This is a genomic window from Sulfurimonas sp. NW7, assembly GCF_051132265.1.
Lineage (GTDB): Bacteria > Campylobacterota > Campylobacteria > Campylobacterales > Sulfurimonadaceae > Sulfurimonas > Sulfurimonas hydrogeniphila.
In genome coordinates this window covers 2,067,300-2,082,018 of record NZ_CP093235.1, presented here as the reverse complement: position 1 = coordinate 2,082,018, position 14,719 = coordinate 2,067,300, and the positions used below count along the sequence as shown (strand labels likewise).

At 38.4% G+C, this 14,719-nt stretch carries 17 protein-coding genes and 1 other RNA gene; 8 read left to right on the top strand and 10 right to left on the bottom strand.

The window, feature by feature from the left end; all coding sequences use genetic code 11:
- Nucleotide 1 precedes the first annotated feature (1 nt).
- From MLC35_RS10900 to MLC35_RS10890, 3 genes are all read left to right on the top strand, one after another.
- Entirely contained in the window at nt 2-439 is a 438-nt protein-coding gene (locus MLC35_RS10900) for a deoxycytidylate deaminase (RefSeq protein ID WP_151899364.1), read from the top strand.
- Nucleotides 440-628: 189 nt separating this feature from the next.
- Complete coding sequence (locus MLC35_RS10895; protein WP_188110013.1) at nt 629-862, top strand: addiction module protein; 234 nt, start codon at nt 629-631, stop codon at nt 860-862.
- A 1-nt stretch (nt 863) separates the two neighbouring features.
- Nucleotides 864-1,157, top strand: coding sequence for a type II toxin-antitoxin system RelE/ParE family toxin (locus MLC35_RS10890; protein WP_151899366.1), 294 nt, complete (start codon nt 864-866; stop codon nt 1,155-1,157).
- A 291-nt stretch (nt 1,158-1,448) separates the two neighbouring features.
- Here the strand turns inward: MLC35_RS10890 and arsC are convergent, their stop codons facing one another.
- Nucleotides 1,449-1,808, bottom strand: coding sequence for an arsenate reductase (glutaredoxin) (gene arsC, locus MLC35_RS10885; protein ID WP_434636993.1), 360 nt, complete (start codon nt 1,806-1,808; stop codon nt 1,449-1,451).
- A 70-nt stretch (nt 1,809-1,878) separates the two neighbouring features.
- Between arsC and MLC35_RS10880 the strand changes: the two genes are divergently transcribed.
- A complete protein-coding gene (locus tag MLC35_RS10880; protein WP_346389776.1) occupies nt 1,879-2,388 on the top strand; it encodes a GAF domain-containing protein in 510 nt (169 codons plus the stop codon).
- 1 nt (nt 2,389) lies between these two features.
- Complete coding sequence (locus MLC35_RS10875; RefSeq protein WP_151899369.1) at nt 2,390-2,884, top strand: GAF domain-containing protein; 495 nt, start codon at nt 2,390-2,392, stop codon at nt 2,882-2,884.
- 187 nt (nt 2,885-3,071) lie between these two features.
- Here MLC35_RS10875 and MLC35_RS10870 read toward each other — a convergent pair whose 3' ends face one another.
- The 9 genes from MLC35_RS10870 to MLC35_RS10830 form a co-directional block, all read right to left on the bottom strand.
- Entirely contained in the window at nt 3,072-4,052 is a 981-nt protein-coding gene (locus MLC35_RS10870) for a lytic murein transglycosylase (protein ID WP_434636991.1), read from the bottom strand.
- Nucleotides 4,042-4,701: an N-acetylmuramate alpha-1-phosphate uridylyltransferase MurU gene (gene murU, locus MLC35_RS10865; protein ID WP_434636989.1), complete on the bottom strand. Its 660-nt coding sequence runs from the start codon at nt 4,699-4,701 to the stop codon at nt 4,042-4,044. Before murU ends, MLC35_RS10870 begins: the two co-directional genes overlap by 11 nt.
- Nucleotides 4,702-4,992: 291 nt before the next feature.
- Nucleotides 4,993-5,937, bottom strand: coding sequence for an aminoglycoside phosphotransferase family protein (locus tag MLC35_RS10860; protein WP_434636987.1), 945 nt, complete (start codon nt 5,935-5,937; stop codon nt 4,993-4,995).
- The gene (locus tag MLC35_RS10855; RefSeq protein ID WP_434636985.1) at nt 5,924-7,018 is read right to left on the bottom strand and encodes an anhydro-N-acetylmuramic acid kinase; all 1,095 of its coding nucleotides are present in this window, start codon (nt 7,016-7,018) and stop codon (nt 5,924-5,926) included. The genes MLC35_RS10860 and MLC35_RS10855 overlap by 14 nt, the downstream gene beginning before the upstream one ends.
- Nucleotides 7,015-8,556 carry a sodium:solute symporter gene (locus MLC35_RS10850; protein WP_434636983.1) on the bottom strand — a complete coding sequence of 514 codons (1,542 nt, stop codon included), beginning with the start codon at nt 8,554-8,556 and terminating at the stop codon, nt 7,015-7,017. The genes MLC35_RS10855 and MLC35_RS10850 overlap by 4 nt, the downstream gene beginning before the upstream one ends.
- A complete protein-coding gene (locus MLC35_RS10845; protein WP_434636981.1) occupies nt 8,549-10,231 on the bottom strand; it encodes a glycoside hydrolase family 3 N-terminal domain-containing protein in 1,683 nt (560 codons plus the stop codon). The genes MLC35_RS10850 and MLC35_RS10845 overlap by 8 nt, the downstream gene beginning before the upstream one ends.
- 16 nt (nt 10,232-10,247) lie before the next feature.
- The gene (locus MLC35_RS10840; protein WP_434636980.1) at nt 10,248-10,793 is read right to left on the bottom strand and encodes a hypothetical protein; all 546 of its coding nucleotides are present in this window, start codon (nt 10,791-10,793) and stop codon (nt 10,248-10,250) included.
- 196 nt (nt 10,794-10,989) lie between these two features.
- Nucleotides 10,990-11,087: signal recognition particle sRNA small type (ffs, locus tag MLC35_RS10835), an RNA gene on the bottom strand.
- 28 nt (nt 11,088-11,115) lie between these two features.
- On the bottom strand, nt 11,116-11,352 hold the full coding sequence (locus MLC35_RS10830) for a hypothetical protein (RefSeq protein ID WP_230973287.1): 237 nt from the start codon (nt 11,350-11,352) through the stop codon (nt 11,116-11,118).
- Nucleotides 11,353-11,426: 74 nt separating this feature from the next.
- Here MLC35_RS10830 and rpmI point away from each other — a divergent pair, with 74 nt between their 5' ends.
- From rpmI to MLC35_RS10815, 3 genes are all read left to right on the top strand, one after another.
- Complete coding sequence (gene rpmI, locus MLC35_RS10825) at nt 11,427-11,621, top strand: 50S ribosomal protein L35 (protein WP_151899377.1); 195 nt, start codon at nt 11,427-11,429, stop codon at nt 11,619-11,621.
- Nucleotides 11,622-11,728: 107 nt separating this feature from the next.
- The gene (gene rplT, locus MLC35_RS10820) at nt 11,729-12,088 is read left to right on the top strand and encodes a 50S ribosomal protein L20 (RefSeq protein WP_346389766.1); all 360 of its coding nucleotides are present in this window, start codon (nt 11,729-11,731) and stop codon (nt 12,086-12,088) included.
- 223 nt (nt 12,089-12,311) lie between these two features.
- A complete protein-coding gene (locus tag MLC35_RS10815) occupies nt 12,312-14,585 on the top strand; it encodes a methyl-accepting chemotaxis protein (protein ID WP_346389765.1) in 2,274 nt (757 codons plus the stop codon).
- Nucleotides 14,586-14,719: the final 134 nt, after the last annotated feature.

Sequence of the window (14,719 nt, the reverse complement as noted above, 5' to 3'; positions counted from 1 at the left end):
TATGCTTAGTGACAAAAATTTTATAAACATAGCTTCAGAAATAGCCTCAGCATCCAAATGCGTTTCAAAACAGGTCGGTGCTGTCATTGTCAAAGACGGACGCATCTTAAGTACAGGCTACAACGGAACGCCTGCAGGCTATACGAACTGCTGTGATCACTGGAACGACGAATACACCAAAGAGCACCATGAGTGGAGCAAGACATACGAAATTCATGCAGAGATGAACGCGATTATCTGGGCGGCGAGAAAGGGCATCTCCATTGAGGGCGGAACAATTTACGTCACTTTGGAACCTTGCAGCGAATGCAGCAAAAATCTTATTGCCAGTGGCATCAAACGCATTGTATATGCCAAAGAGTATGAACATACTCACTCCAAAACCATCTCAAAGTTTTTGGAAGATAACGGAGTGAGCATAGAGCAGTTAGCTCTTTAAAAACTCTTTTGCTTTAGAAATAGGAAGACGATTGCCATGCCTTGCGGGTATTTATTGGTGAACTTAGTTGTTATATCTAAGCTACTTAAGAAAATTTATCATTGTTTTTCGAAAATAGATTTTAAATTTAATAGAAAAGCATCTATTATTTTGTTAGAATAGTAGTATATGCTTAAAATGGAGTTCATTATGCTAACCTTAAAACAAGAACAACTATTTGAAGAAATAGACATTTTACCGATAGATTTAAAAACTAAAATTGTTGATAAGTTACTGGCAAGTATCACACCTTCAAATGCTGCAATAGATTCTTTATGGATTAAAGAGGTAAATAGACGTAGAGATGAGATAGAAACCAATCAAGTTTCACATGTTAACGGGGATGAAGTTTTTAAAAAAATTTTTCAAAGATTAAACGCATAGTATGATATATTTTTTTCACCCTGATGCAGAAGCTGAACTTAATGCTTCAGTAAATTATTATGAAGAATGTCAAACTCATTTGGGTTTAGAGTTTGCACATGAAATTTACAAAACAATCCAAAGAATTATAGAATTTCCAGATGCTTGGCAAAAGCTTGATAAAGATATTCGAAGATGTTTAACAAATCGCTTTCCCTTTGGTGTAGTTTACTATCAAAAAGATGATGAAATAATAATTTTAGCAGTTATGCAACTTCAAAGAAAACCTAACTATTGGAAATCAAGAAAGACATAGAAATTCCACCCTTGTGCATGAATCTTCACTTTTAGGGTGTAAAGTAACAAAGATATAACAAAAATGAGGAGACTAAGAGTTGATTCTATCAAGTAGGAGCGAACAAGTATCCATGAAAACTCATTTTCAAAGATGGCAATCACGCACTCGCGCTCCCTGTTAGCATCCTCAAAAATTTTATTTTACACAATTCAAGTTGAGAGTCTTTTTTTAGATTACAAAACTAACTGTGCTTAAATGTCAGCAAAACATACGAGCCAAATGAATGATAAAAGAGTGAGCATAGAGCAGTTAGCTCTTTAAAAACTCTTTTGCTTTTTCTGGCGGACGGGCGATGATTGCCTCTTTGTCATCTTTTATAATGATGGGACGTTCTATCAGTTTTGGATGCTCCGCCATCGCTTCTATAAGTTTGTCCTCATCTTTTTCATTTTGCAAATCAAGTTCTTTGTAAATGGCCTCTTTGGTACGTATCATCTCTCTCGCACTTTGCAGTCCGAGCATTTTTATAATGTTTTTGAGTTGTGCGGCACTCGGACGTTCGTCAAGATACTTGACAACATCGGCAGCAATACCATTTTCTTCTAATATTTTAAGTGCCTCTCTTGATTTTGAACATCGCGGATTGTGTAAAATAGTGTATTTACTCATTCTCTTTCCTTTTTTTTAGTAGAATTTTACACTATAATAGTTGCAATTGATTAATAAAGAGGGCTTTGGAATGAAATATAAAAACAAATCATTAAAACTTGCCGAGTTTGCAAGGGAGTTGTTGACAAAACATTCTCTTGAAGATGGTCTGCCTCTGATTGCAAAATATGTCAAAGATGTCATAGGTGCCGAGCGGTGTTCTATATTTATATATGATGCTGCTGCAAATGAGGTGTGGACAACCCTGGCGGATGAAGTTAAAAAAATAACACTTCGTGCAGATAAAGGGTTGGTTGGGTATACACTCAAGGCAAAGAAACCTGTTGTAGCAAATGATGCCTATGCCCATCCGGAGTTTTTGCCCGAAATTGATTCGGCGACAGGTTATATTACAAAAAATATCATAACAGCACCAATATTCAGTTCCAAAAGAGAGATTATCGGGGTGATGGAACTTTTAAACAAAGAAGAAGGATTTGATGAAGAAGATGTCCGTTTTATGATATTTTTTGCACATTATGTCAGCGGATTTTTAGAACTGCTGCATACGTATTTAGATCAAGAAAAGAGAGTGGATTAATATGAAACAATTAAAGAGAATTGCCGAATTCGGTAAAAAACTGATGACAACCAATGCGATTGATGATGCAATTGTTTTGATAAGTGATGAGGCAAAATCTCTTGCAGAGGCACAAAGATGTTCTATATTTATTGTGGACAGTGATGATGAGATACTCTGGACGACACACAGTGACGGAATGGGAAAAATCGTTGTCAGTGCGGATGCGGGGATAGTTGGCGCCACATATAAAAGCAAGACACCGCAGATAGTGAACAAACCTTATGAAGACGAGCGGTTTTTACAGCACATAGATAAAAAAAGCGGCTATCTGACCGAAAACATGCTGACAGTTCCTGTATTTGATTCAAAGAGAAATGTAATGGGCGTGATGCAGCTGCTTAACAAAGAAACAGACTTTACCCCGCAGGATCTGGAGACACTCACTTTTTTTGCCAATTATGTGAGTGGAAGCCTGGAACTTGTACTGATAACACAGATACAAGGCGGGGAATAAACACCTTGTATTTTCTCAACATTACATTGTAATATTGAGAACTTTGTGTGCTTTACTGATAAGTTCGTGATTTGTTTTCAAGTTCAATTTCAAGTGATAAAACCGGTGGATAAAAGCTAAGCGTTTGCGCAACATCTTTTGCATCTATTTCTGCTTCAAGTTTTTTAAATGCCACCTATGTAGCAAATTATTCAGTTTTTAGTAAAGTGTGAGCATCATAGGCTAATCGAATGACGCCGACGGCATAGTTTGACGAGTTGTTGTAACGCATAATTTTTTGTACATATTTTCTCATATACTGCAGGTGCTTTTTGCCTTTGCTGAAACATTGGTACGCTTTGCCGCTTTTGCTGCTTCTCTCATAGCAAAACGATGCATTGTCGTATTTGTAGGCATAGGCGTACCACTCTTGTTCTGTTTTTGGAATATCAGGCATTTTTTTCCAGTCAATGAGTGTGTCAAATTTTGCCTTTACATGTAAGAACTTTGCAGCAGAGAGGATGGCGTCTTCCATTTTACTCAAGTCTGCGACTTTGCCTTTGTAGCTGTCTGTGTAGATAAAACTGTTTGGCATAAACTGCGGGATGCCGACAGCTCCGGCGTAGGAGCTTGCGAGATTACACTGTTCGGGTTTGACACCTTTTTTGTAGCAGTGTTCTATAATCGAAGCCATATTTGTTTTGCCCATTTTTAAGAGCCACTTGTTTCGGTGGGTATCGGGTTTTGTGCGTGTTACGATAGTGTTGAAAACAATAAAGGCATCATGTGTCGGTTTTATTTTGCCGAGTTTTGTCTCTTTGAGTAAAATAGCGGCAATAATTTCACGGTTGACACCATATTTATTTTCGGCATAGTCGTAAACATCTTTGTATTTTTGAAGATTTTTTACCATCTTTGGGACATACTTTACCAGTACATTGTTTGCCTGTTTCTCTTTTTCTTTATGATATTTTATTTTTGAAGGCTGTATGTATTTCCAGGTTATTTCATCATACTTTTGTGTTTTAAAATAGGAGAGCAGAAATTGGTTGGCATATTTGTAACTGACGCCGTGTTTGACGACTTTTTTGCAAATATCTTCATAATGTTTGTTTATAAAATTGCAGTTGTCATATTTTGCAAAAAGTACACTGCCAAGGAGCAGTAAAAATATAAATTTAGTTTTCATTGATTTCTTGAAGCCTTTGTGGTGTGCCTATATCATGCCACATTTTGTTAAATACTTCGCCACTGACAAGATTTTTGTCGATATTTTTTCTCAAAAGCGGAGCGAGCGGGCTTTTTTGTAACGCTTCGTTTTCAAAGAGTTTCGGATGGTAGTAGCCTATGCCGGAAAAGGTGTACATTGTTGTCGCTATATTTGTTACAAGTCCGTTTTGAAATCCAAAATCACCCTCTGGATGATGCGGAGGATTTGGCACCAGTATAAGGTGCGCCAGAGTGTTTTTGAGTTGAAAGTTCGGATTGAATTCATATGCGCAGAATATATCACCGTTGACAAGCAAAAAAGGCGCATCGCCTAAGAGCGGCAGTGCTTTTGTGACTCCGCCCGCACTCTCGAGGGCTCCGCTGTTTTGTTCATCGGAGTAGTGAATTTTGACATGCCACCGTGAGCCGTCTCCGAGGTACTCTTTGATTTTATAGCCAAGATGGGCAATATTGATAATGATCTCTTCAAAACCGTTTTGAGCCAGTTTTTCAATATGCCACTCTATCAGCGCCTTTCCCTTTACATGTAACAAGGGCTTTGGCAGAGTATCGCTCAAAGGACGCATGCGCTCACCCCGACCTGCCGCAAGTATCATCGCTTTCATCATATGCTCTCCTTTTTTATGGGTTTTAACCTGGCTATTCGTCTTGAAAGACACAAAGCCCGCGCTACAGAAAAAAATTTAGTTTTTTTCTAAGTCATGCTTTAGCATAGAAAGTACGGGTTCCGGGAAAATCATTTAACTTAATGGAACCCAGACTTCAGTCTGGGCTGAGTTGCTGTCAAAGTACAAGGCGAAGCTAAAGCATCGCTTCCGAAGAGTTTAGCACATGTTCTTTGAAACCTAGACTTCAGTTTCAATGACATTAAGTTAAGCGGCTTTTTCGGAACCCAGACTTCAGTCTGGGCTGAGTTGCTGCAAAAATTTCCCAAACTCTTTGGTCTCATCATATCGTAAAGCCGTTTCAATCACATAACGCAGTGTCAGCGGAATATCTTTTACATATCCCTCCTTGCCGTCACGCAAATGCAGACGCGAAAAAATCCCCAACACCTTTATATGCCGCTGTAATCCCATAAAATCGAACCATTTTAAAAACTCTTCACTGTTTACATGTAAACCCTTTTTACGGGCAAATAAAAGTGCCAGCGCCTCGATCTCTTTGCGTTCAAAAGAAATATAACAGTCTTTTAACAGCGAAACCAGATCATAGGTAAGTGCCCCGCTCATGGCATCCTGATAATCAATTATACCGAGTTCATTTTTGCTTGTGAGCATAATATTTCGCGAGTGAAAATCACGATGTACAAAAATGTTTTGCGGCTGAGACAATACAACGCCGGATATCGCCTCAAGGGTAGAAGATATCAGCCTCTTTTGTTCTTTGTTTACATGTAAAGCAAGCTTTTTCTCCAAATACCACTCTTGCATTAAATCCATCTCTGTATGGAGAAATTTTTTGTCATACAGCGGCAGGTTTTTCGTATCGGCACTTTGCATTTGTATTATTGCATCAATGGCTTTTTCATACAGGCTTTTAAAGTTTTCACGCTTGAGTACATCCAGCAGATTTGTAGAGCCGAAATCTTCCAGAATCAAATACCCGAGCGAGAGATTTTGCGAAAGAATTTTCGGTGCTTTGACCTTTACATGTAAGAGCCTTGCCGTGATGTTTACAAAGGGTGACAAAGAGTGTTTTTCCAAAGAGGCATCCATCAAAATAACAGAATGATTTTTATGTGAAAGCCGATAATATTTTCTAAAACTTGCATCAGCCGAGGCAACTGCGATGGCATACTCTTTATAGGGAGTGGTTTGCAACCAGGCTTTAATCTGCTGCATAAATAGCTCCTGCTATGGAATCTTTTTGGGCACCGGTAACTTTGGCGAGGGCAAGCGGCTCTTTGTGCAGGCGTTTTTTTGCAAACCAGGCAAATGCCATGGCTTCTAAAAAATCACTGCTGATCCCGAGGGCATCGCTTGCAATCACTTTGGCATGGCACAGATTTGAGAGCCGTTGCATCAAAAAGCTGTTTTTTACGCCGCCGCCGCAAATTATGAGCTGTGTCGCCTGTGTGGCATTGACGTCATTGGCAATGGAGCGGGCGGTAAGCTCGAGCAGAGTTCTTTGTATCTGTGCATCGGATAAATATGCAAAATCTTGCAGCTGTTTTTCAAGCCATGCGGCATTAAAATACTCTCTGCCTGTACTTTTTGGCGGTTTTTGTCTGAAATAGTCATCGTCAAGCATTGTTTTGAGCAGTTCTTCATCTGCTTCGCCGCTTTTTGCAAATGCTCCCTCTGCATCATAGCTTTTATGCTGAGTTTTTTGCATCCACACATCCATCAAAACATTCCCGCAACCGACATCCCAACCGCCAAAAGTATCAAAAAGCAAAGAGATGTTTGCCATCCCGCCGATGTTGACAACTGCCGTATGCTCTTGTGTAGTGGCAAATAAAAACTGATGAAAAAGAGGGGCAAAAGGCGCTCCCTGACCGCCGTTTGCTATGTCTTTGCCTCTAAAATCCGCCACAGTCGTGATGCCTGTCTTGGCTGCAACGATGTTGGCGTTGCCTAGCTGCATGGAAAAAGGATACAAAGAATCAGGTTCATGCCAAAGTGTCTGTCCGTGCAGACCGACGGCGACTATGCCCTTTACATGTAAAGCATTGCTTTTTATAAAATCATTGAGACACTCTGCAAAAAGAAGCCCGAGTCTGCTGTCGCATTCTCCGATTTGTTTTAAAGTGGCAGAATTGGCTGCAAGTTTAAGAATATCTTCTTTTAATTCATCTGGAAAAGGATACTCCTGTGCCGCAAGGAGTTTGCAGTTTTTACTATCTATTTCACATAGAGCAATGTCAATACCATCAAGACTTGTGCCGCTCATAACACCGATGTAGAGTTCTTTTTTTATCATGTATTTCCTGTTTCTTTTGATTTTTTTGGAACCCGTACTTCAGTGCGGGCTGTATTGCTTGCGAGATTTGTCTGCGAAGTCCCTGTCTGCATAATCAAAAAAGCAACCAAGGTTCCTAAAACCATCTGCCAGGCAAATCCTATATGAATGCCAAATATATAGGGCTGTAAGGCTAATACACTCACAAAGCCTCCGACAAGGGCAAAAGGAACGGTCGCGGCACTTCCTCTTGTTGTAAAAACCGCCGAGAAAAATACACCTAAAAGCCCGGTATAGGCAAAGGTCATGACACCCAGGGCAAAACTTACCAGTGAAAGTTCACTTTCTCTTTGCCAAAAATAACTCACAATTGCCATAAAAAAGAGAATAAATGCAAAGATAAGTACGGCATTTCGGGAAGCTTTTAAAAAATGTATTTCTTTCGTATGGGGATCTTTTTGCAATCTCCACGGTCGGTACAAATCTTCAACGGCGACAGAAGCCATGGCACCCAAAACAGAGTTTGTACTTGAGAGTGCTGCGGCAATAGCACCGACTGTTACAAGCCCTCTCAGTCCTGAGGGCATTTCATTGAGGATGTAATACATAAAAATGGTAATGCTCTCGCCTTGAAAATTCTGACTTACCGTACCTGTCTGGTAATGTACAAAAAGCAGTGCTCCGATGCCAAGAAAAAGCATGACAATTGGAATAGTCAAAACAATGGAAAGAATGAGTGACTGTGCAGCTTCGTTTTTGTTTTTACAGCTGAGTACGCGCTGGGTCATGTCCTGATCAAGCCCGAAAGCGGCTATGTTTAAAAGCAGCCAGCCGCTAAAAAGTGCCATAATGCTGAACTTCCCGTCAAGTGAATTATCTATTACATGTAACTTGTTATGTGCTTGCAGGATTGCTAAAATATCTACATTGTGCAAAGAGACATACAAATACCAAAAAACTAAAAGACCGGCACCGACATAGGTGAGGGCTTGAATGATATCACTGAAGATGATGGACTTGATACCGCCGAAGTAGGTGTAGGATAAAGCGCCTGCAATTAAAAGAGTGATGGCAACAAGCATATGAAAAAAACTGATGTCTAAAAAAAGTATCATACTCACAGCCAGTGCACCGATGTAGAGCCGTGCCCCGCTTGCCATAATCCGTCCAAGCAAAAACATGATGCCTGCCTGCTTTTTGGCACGTTCGCCGTAGCGTGTTTGTAAAAGTTCATAGACGGTGACAACTTTGTATTTGTAAAACTTCGGGACAAAAACAATGCTGATAAATATAACAGCCACCAGCGCAGAAAAGTAAAAGCCTATAAAGGTAAAATCATGAACATAGGCAAACTCCGGAACACCCAAAAAAGTTGCAGCAGATTGAGAAGTAGCGATGATTGAGACGGCAACAGCGAACATTGGCATAGTATTTGAGCTGACAAAATAGTCTCTTGAGGAACTGATTTTGAATTGGGAAAAGAGGTAGGAACTGATGGCGAGCACCAGAAAATAAGCACCAAAAACAAACCAGTCAAGAGAAGAAAACCCGCTACTCATCGGCACCTCTGAGATGCAGGTCTGGCACACCTGCTCTTACTTCCTGCATAAAAAGTACCCCGGGATCTGCTTTTTGGGTTCTGTACCCTGCATCATGTTCCAGCCAGAGGGGATTGTTTTGCATTTTTGTGTATTCGTAATGCCCGATGAGGTAGGTAATTTCAGGATATTTTTGTTTGAGATATTTTACAAGGGCAATGTTTGCACGTACCTGCGCATCTGTTAAATCCTCTTTTTTGTTTGCCTCACCGCCGACGTTTTCTATGCCGATACTTGAGTAGTTGAGTCCGATGACATGGCGTGCCATAACATCATCTGGCATCAGCTGGTAAATTGTTCCGTCTCGGTCCACCAAATAGTGTGCCGAGACATTCAATGCCGAGGCATTTGCTATATCTTTTCTGTCAGAGAGCAGTTTTTGCGGATCAAGTCTGGCAAAACTTTTGTTGAGATCCATCACGGCAGTCCAGTGCAGAACAATTATTTTTGGTTTTATTTTTATCTCCTTTACATGTAAGCCGTAATGTTTTTGAATATATGCCCGCGTTAATGCTTTACGCTCTTTTTCAAATATGACAGGCTTTTGTACAAGGCTGTTCTTGAAATGCAGATTTGTGATTCGTGCATTGGATGCTATAATTTTGCTGAGCGGAATCTTTTTATTTTTGACCTGTTTGAAAATAGTTTCAACTATCTCTTGCGTCGAATTGTGTGCAAGCTGATTGCCAAAGAGTAAAATATTCACCCCTGCATTGATTGCCAGAGTCAGGGCATCTTTGAGTGAATAATTTGCAGAGATAGCCTTCATCTGCATATCATCACTGATGATGACACCCTGAAAGTGCAATTTGTTTCGTAAAAGTTCTGTACTTATTTTATAAGAGAGTGTTGCCGGATATTTGTCATCCAAATGTGCATTAAAGACATGTGCAGTCATAATGGCATCGGCTTTATGGGCTTTGATGAGGATTTTATAAGGCTCCAGTTCTTTTTTGCTCCAGGTATTTGTGATGTCAACAAACCCATTATGGGAATCTCCGAGTGAGGAACCGTGCCCGGGAAAATGTTTTAAAACAGAAAGGACATTGTGGCGTGTCTGGGCGTCTATCATTGTCTGTGCATATTTTGCAACCTCTTTGGGATCGCTTCCGTAAGAACGCTCCAAGCCTACTATGACTTTGTTGTCTGGGTTGGTGCTTAAATCGAGTACGGGGGCAAAATTTACATTGATACCGCTGTTTTGGAGCATTTGAGCCTGAGCCTTGTAAATTTGCTGTGCTCTTTGTAAAGGCATACATGAAACGGCAGCAGCAGAGGGGATTTTGACAAAGCCGTATTGTGGTTTGAGTCTGCTGACCTTGCCGCCTTCTTGGTCGACGGCTATAAAAAGTGGTTTGTGTGCAAAATATTGTAAATGCCGGGTAAGTTTTTTCAGCTGATAGGGTGAGAGGATATTTTTAACTCTTTGTTTGTCTCTATAAAACCGGTCAAAAAGAATCACACCGCCCAAATCATACTTTTGTATATCTGAAACTATTTGGGACGTCGGTTCTACATAACTTTCATCAAAGCCGACAATCAGCATGCGCCCTATCATTTTTTTGAGTTGCGTATCTGTAGGCACTGTGGCATGAAGCGTTATGTAGAGACTTAAAAAAAGTAAAAAGATGCGCATTATAAGTAATCCTGATTTAGATATGCTTTTGCAATACTCTATTTATATCATGAATAACATTAAACAAAAGTGATTTTGTATTTTCTTTTGTAATGGTGTGTGGTGCAAAATGGTCACTGACGATCTTTAAAATATGAAATTTTTCAATGGCAGGATTATGAACAACCGCCTCATAAAAACCAAAACTTTCCATATCAACGGGTGTTTCGTGTTGTATTGCGGCTGCTTCGTCTTTACATGTAAGCGTATGTTTGTCAGCGCAAAAGGGATAAACGGTATTGTGATACACTACAGTACCTATTTCTAAAAGTTCTCCGATTTTATACTGCTTTGGTGCCGCGCAGATACCGACATTGAGATAAATGTCTTCTTTTGTAATGTCAAAATTGTCAATCAGCGTCTGCGTCGCAAGTCTGGCATTGTCAACCCCGATACCGCTGATAATGAGTCTGATATCTGTGTTTGTAAAAAGTGTATAGTTTTGCAGTTTGTTTTTTTTGAGTCTGTATTTGTCAACGAAGGCCTGAGCTTCAGGTTTGAGAGCGGTTACTATGTAGAGCATAGTTTTTCTTTTTTATTTTTTAAGCCTAAACTATACAATAGGAATTTCTAAAATTTGTCTATGCTTGTGATGAAGGAGCGTTTAATAAAAATTTAAAGCTACCTAATTGGTAGTGTAAATTTTTAATGAATGTTACTTTGTTACAATGATAGATGAAGTTTTTAATTCTCTATTGTATAGTTTAGGCTTTAGGTGCCTCTCTCCAGATGGCTGCGGCACATAGCGTACTAAGGCGTGCTGCTGTATTCCTACCCTGACACATTACCTCAGTGCACCATTGCACAGGTCTAAAGAGAAGCGGTGAAATTATAGCAGATTTTTCTTAATCTTCTCTATATTTTGAAATGCCGCAGGGCTGATTTGGTGTTGGCGGGTGCTCTTTTAGGTAGGTTAAATCTTCTAAAGTCTGGTCAAGTACCCGTTTTTGCTGCAAAATCGGCAGCATCAGATTGTCTTTTTCATTGAGCGGAATACTCCAGTCGAGTAAAATCTTTTGTACTTCGTCATCGAGTTCTTTGAGGGCATTTTTTATATGTTTTATGGAATTATCTATCATCATGGCAGAAGTATAGCAAAATTTTAGAAAAGTTTGGGTATAATTGCACTTCCAAAATTTTACGAAAAGGATTATCGATGCCAAAAATGAAATCGGTAAAAGGCGCTGTAAAGCGTTTTAAAGTGAAGAAGAACGGTCAGATCAAACGCGGAACAGCGTTTAGAAGCCATATTCTTACAAAGCAGGATGCAAAAACTCGTCGTAAGCAACATGCTCCAAAAGTAGTTGCCAAGTCAGATGCAAAAAACATTAAGGAAATGATCGTTAGCTAGGCTAAGAGTATCATTAATCTCCAATTTTCAGTAATTGGGCAAGACCACCCGAGAGTGGCACCCTGACTACATGTAAAGTAGCTGGGTAAAGAAACAAAAGGAAAGATATGCCAAGAGTTAAAACAGGTGTTGTTCGCAGAAGAAGACACAAAAAAATATTAAAATTAGCGAAAGGTTTTTACAGCGGTCGCCGTAAACACTTCAGAAAAGCTAAAGAACAGATAGAACGCTCATTAATGTACGCGTTCCGTGACAGAAAGCAGAAAAAACGTGAATTCCGTAAACTATGGATTATCCGTATCAATGCTGCATGTCGTTTAAACGGGATGAACTACTCAACTTTTATGAACGGACTTCACAAGTCTGGTATCGAACTTGATCGTAAAATTCTTGCTGATATGGCAATGAACGATGCGGCTGCATTTACTGCAGTTGTTGAAGCTTCTAAAGCTGCATTGGCAAAATAACCTTCTATTTCAAAAGCCTTCAGGGCTTTTGTTATTACTTACATATTACTTACAATCTTCTCTACGCTATATTTCAAATCTTAAGTCAGTATAATAAAATATTATATTTTTAAACACTCTGAGTTTTTAATATTGATTACACTTATCAGATACTGTTTAATTTTATTGTATATTGAATTTTTTTTTGATATAATCTTTAACTGTAAAAAAAAAGGATTATTTTATGACAATCAAAACAAAATTAGTATCTGTTGTTATAGCGGTTATTATTGTATTGGCATCAGCTATTACCTACGTATCTATTACAAAGTCCAAAGAGGCTATAGATAAGAGTGAATTTGATAAGCTTAGCAGTGTAGAGGTGTCTAAGCATGGGGAAATTGCAAATTATTTTGATTATCTTGGTGGTCTTCTTACTTCTTTGGCAGGGCAAGAAGGAACAAAAGAAGCTTTTGTTTCTTTAGATAATGGTTTTTATAAGCTTGAAAATGAACTGCACCTGGATATAGAAAAAGTAAAAGCTACATTAAAGAAAAATTATAAAAATGAGTATTTGAATGCAGTAAATTATAATGTGCCAAATGCAGCAAAACCCAAACCGCTAGAAGAGTATTTACCGCGTGAAGATGATGCATTGGTTGCACAATATATTTTTATTGTAAAAAATCCTGCGAAATTGGGTGAAAAAAATAAAATGGCTTTTAATCCAAAATATGACAGCAGTTATATGCGCGCCCATAAAAAATACCATACTTCTTTTGATAAGTTTTTAAATTCTTTTAGCCTGTATGATATCTTTTTGGTAAATATGAGAGGAGATGTTGTTTATACAGATTTTAAAGAAAAAGATTTCGCGACAAATCTCAAAAAGGGTGTTTATGCAGATACAGGGCTTGCTAAAGCGTACAAAAAAGCCTTAAGGATGAAAGAAGGTGAAATTGCATTTGATGATTTTTCTCCTTATGAGCCAAGTTACAATTCTCCGGCATCTTTCATAGCAACACCAATTTTTATAAATGGTACCAAAAAAGGTGTCTTGATTTTTCAAATGCCTGTGGATGTTATAAATTCTATTATGCGTTTTAATGATGATTTTGAAAAAGCAGGGTTAGGAAAAAGTGGGGAGTGTTATCTCGTTGGCAGTGATTATTATATGCGAAGTAATTCCAGGTTTCAAAAAGAGATAAAAGATAAAGTAGTACAGGAATTAGGGACTACGATAGGAGTATGGAAAGTAAAAACGCCTTCAACTGAGGCAGTAATAACTGGAGAACGCAAACGCGGGCAATGGATTATAAAAGATTACAGAGGTATTTCGGTTCTTAGCGTTTACGAAGAATTAAGTATTTTTAATGGACAGGGAAAATGGGTAGTTGTGGCTGAGATTGATGAAGCAGAAGCCTTTGCCCCTGCCTACAAGTTAAGAAATTATCTTTTAATTATATCTTTAATTATCATTATTATCTCTGTTGGAATATTACTGTTTATGATCTATAAAATTATTATCAATCCTTTAAATAAAATTGTGCAATATATTCAGCATATATCCAATGGTGAAAATATTGATTTGACAAAAGAGTTGAAAATGAAAGGGGATGATGAAGTTTCGATTATTGCACAAAACCTTTCTCGTGTTATGTCACAGTTAAGAGATTTACTCTCTGAGGTTAAAGTAACATCAGAAGAAAATGCTTCAATTTCACAAGAACTTTCACAAAGGGCTATAAGTGTGGGCAAAAATGTTGAGAGTTCAGTGGCAATAGTAAAAGAAACAACATCAAATGCAAAAGAGATACAAAATGAAATAGCTACGGCAATCACAGAGGCTCAAGAATCGAAAAATGATATTATAAATGCAAATGAAAATTTAGAAATGGCGAAAAACAATATTATTTCTTTAGCATCAAAAATTCAAACAACAGCAGAATCTGAGTCAGATTTAGCACAAAATATGGAGACTCTTTCTCATGATGCGAGTGAAGTGAAAAATGTATTAACTATTATTTCTGATATAGCAGATCAGACAAACTTGCTTGCTTTAAATGCTGCTATAGAAGCAGCACGAGCGGGTGAACATGGACGTGGATTCGCTGTTGTAGCTGATGAAGTCAGAAAACTAGCAGAGAGAACTCAAAAAACACTCTCTGAAATTAATGCTACAATAAATGTTGTTGTCCAGTCTATAATTGATGCTTCAAATAAGATGATTTCCAATTCTGATGAAATTCAGGAGTTGGTAACAATCGCTCAAGATGTGGAAGAAAGAATTAATTCTACTGTCACGACTGTGAATAAGGCGGTGGATGCAAGTGATAGAACGGTTAAAGATTTCGAAGATACAGGTAGAAATGTAGGTGAAATTGTAGGAAAAGTCGAAGAAATTAATGAAATATCATCAACAAATGCGCACAGTGTGGAAGAAATAGCTGCTGCGGCAGAACATCTTAATGTAATGACAGATGAACTTAATATGAAATTAACAACTTTTAAAATTTAATAGAAAAATTGTGAGACCGTTTAAAGTTCTGTGTTAATCTTCCAGGTCCATTTGGGCCTGATTCTCAAAATCACTTCTTTCAACTCTTTTTTATTAAATTTATCTTAGAATGCACAACCTTGTGTTTTTTGGAT

What these genes read in the sequence shown, in the direction of transcription:
- MLC35_RS10900 (WP_151899364.1), top strand. Translation starts at nt 2, where the DNA reads ATGCTTAGTGACAAAAATTTTATAAACATAGCTTCAGAAATAGCCTCA.
- MLC35_RS10895 (WP_188110013.1), top strand. Translation starts at nt 629, where the DNA reads ATGCTAACCTTAAAACAAGAACAACTATTTGAAGAAATAGACATTTTA.
- MLC35_RS10890 (WP_151899366.1), top strand. Translation starts at nt 864, where the DNA reads ATGATATATTTTTTTCACCCTGATGCAGAAGCTGAACTTAATGCTTCA.
- arsC (WP_434636993.1), bottom strand. Translation starts at nt 1,808, where the DNA reads ATGAGTAAATACACTATTTTACACAATCCGCGATGTTCAAAATCAAGA.
- MLC35_RS10880 (WP_346389776.1), top strand. Translation starts at nt 1,879, where the DNA reads ATGAAATATAAAAACAAATCATTAAAACTTGCCGAGTTTGCAAGGGAG.
- MLC35_RS10875 (WP_151899369.1), top strand. Translation starts at nt 2,390, where the DNA reads ATGAAACAATTAAAGAGAATTGCCGAATTCGGTAAAAAACTGATGACA.
- MLC35_RS10870 (WP_434636991.1), bottom strand. Translation starts at nt 4,052, where the DNA reads ATGAAAACTAAATTTATATTTTTACTGCTCCTTGGCAGTGTACTTTTT.
- murU (WP_434636989.1), bottom strand. Translation starts at nt 4,701, where the DNA reads ATGATGAAAGCGATGATACTTGCGGCAGGTCGGGGTGAGCGCATGCGT.
- MLC35_RS10860 (WP_434636987.1), bottom strand. Translation starts at nt 5,937, where the DNA reads ATGCAGCAGATTAAAGCCTGGTTGCAAACCACTCCCTATAAAGAGTAT.
- MLC35_RS10855 (WP_434636985.1), bottom strand. Translation starts at nt 7,018, where the DNA reads ATGATAAAAAAAGAACTCTACATCGGTGTTATGAGCGGCACAAGTCTT.
- MLC35_RS10850 (WP_434636983.1), bottom strand. Translation starts at nt 8,556, where the DNA reads ATGAGTAGCGGGTTTTCTTCTCTTGACTGGTTTGTTTTTGGTGCTTAT.
- MLC35_RS10845 (WP_434636981.1), bottom strand. Translation starts at nt 10,231, where the DNA reads ATGCGCATCTTTTTACTTTTTTTAAGTCTCTACATAACGCTTCATGCC.
- MLC35_RS10840 (WP_434636980.1), bottom strand. Translation starts at nt 10,793, where the DNA reads ATGCTCTACATAGTAACCGCTCTCAAACCTGAAGCTCAGGCCTTCGTT.
- MLC35_RS10830 (WP_230973287.1), bottom strand. Translation starts at nt 11,352, where the DNA reads ATGATGATAGATAATTCCATAAAACATATAAAAAATGCCCTCAAAGAA.
- rpmI (WP_151899377.1), top strand. Translation starts at nt 11,427, where the DNA reads ATGCCAAAAATGAAATCGGTAAAAGGCGCTGTAAAGCGTTTTAAAGTG.
- rplT (WP_346389766.1), top strand. Translation starts at nt 11,729, where the DNA reads ATGCCAAGAGTTAAAACAGGTGTTGTTCGCAGAAGAAGACACAAAAAA.
- MLC35_RS10815 (WP_346389765.1), top strand. Translation starts at nt 12,312, where the DNA reads ATGACAATCAAAACAAAATTAGTATCTGTTGTTATAGCGGTTATTATT.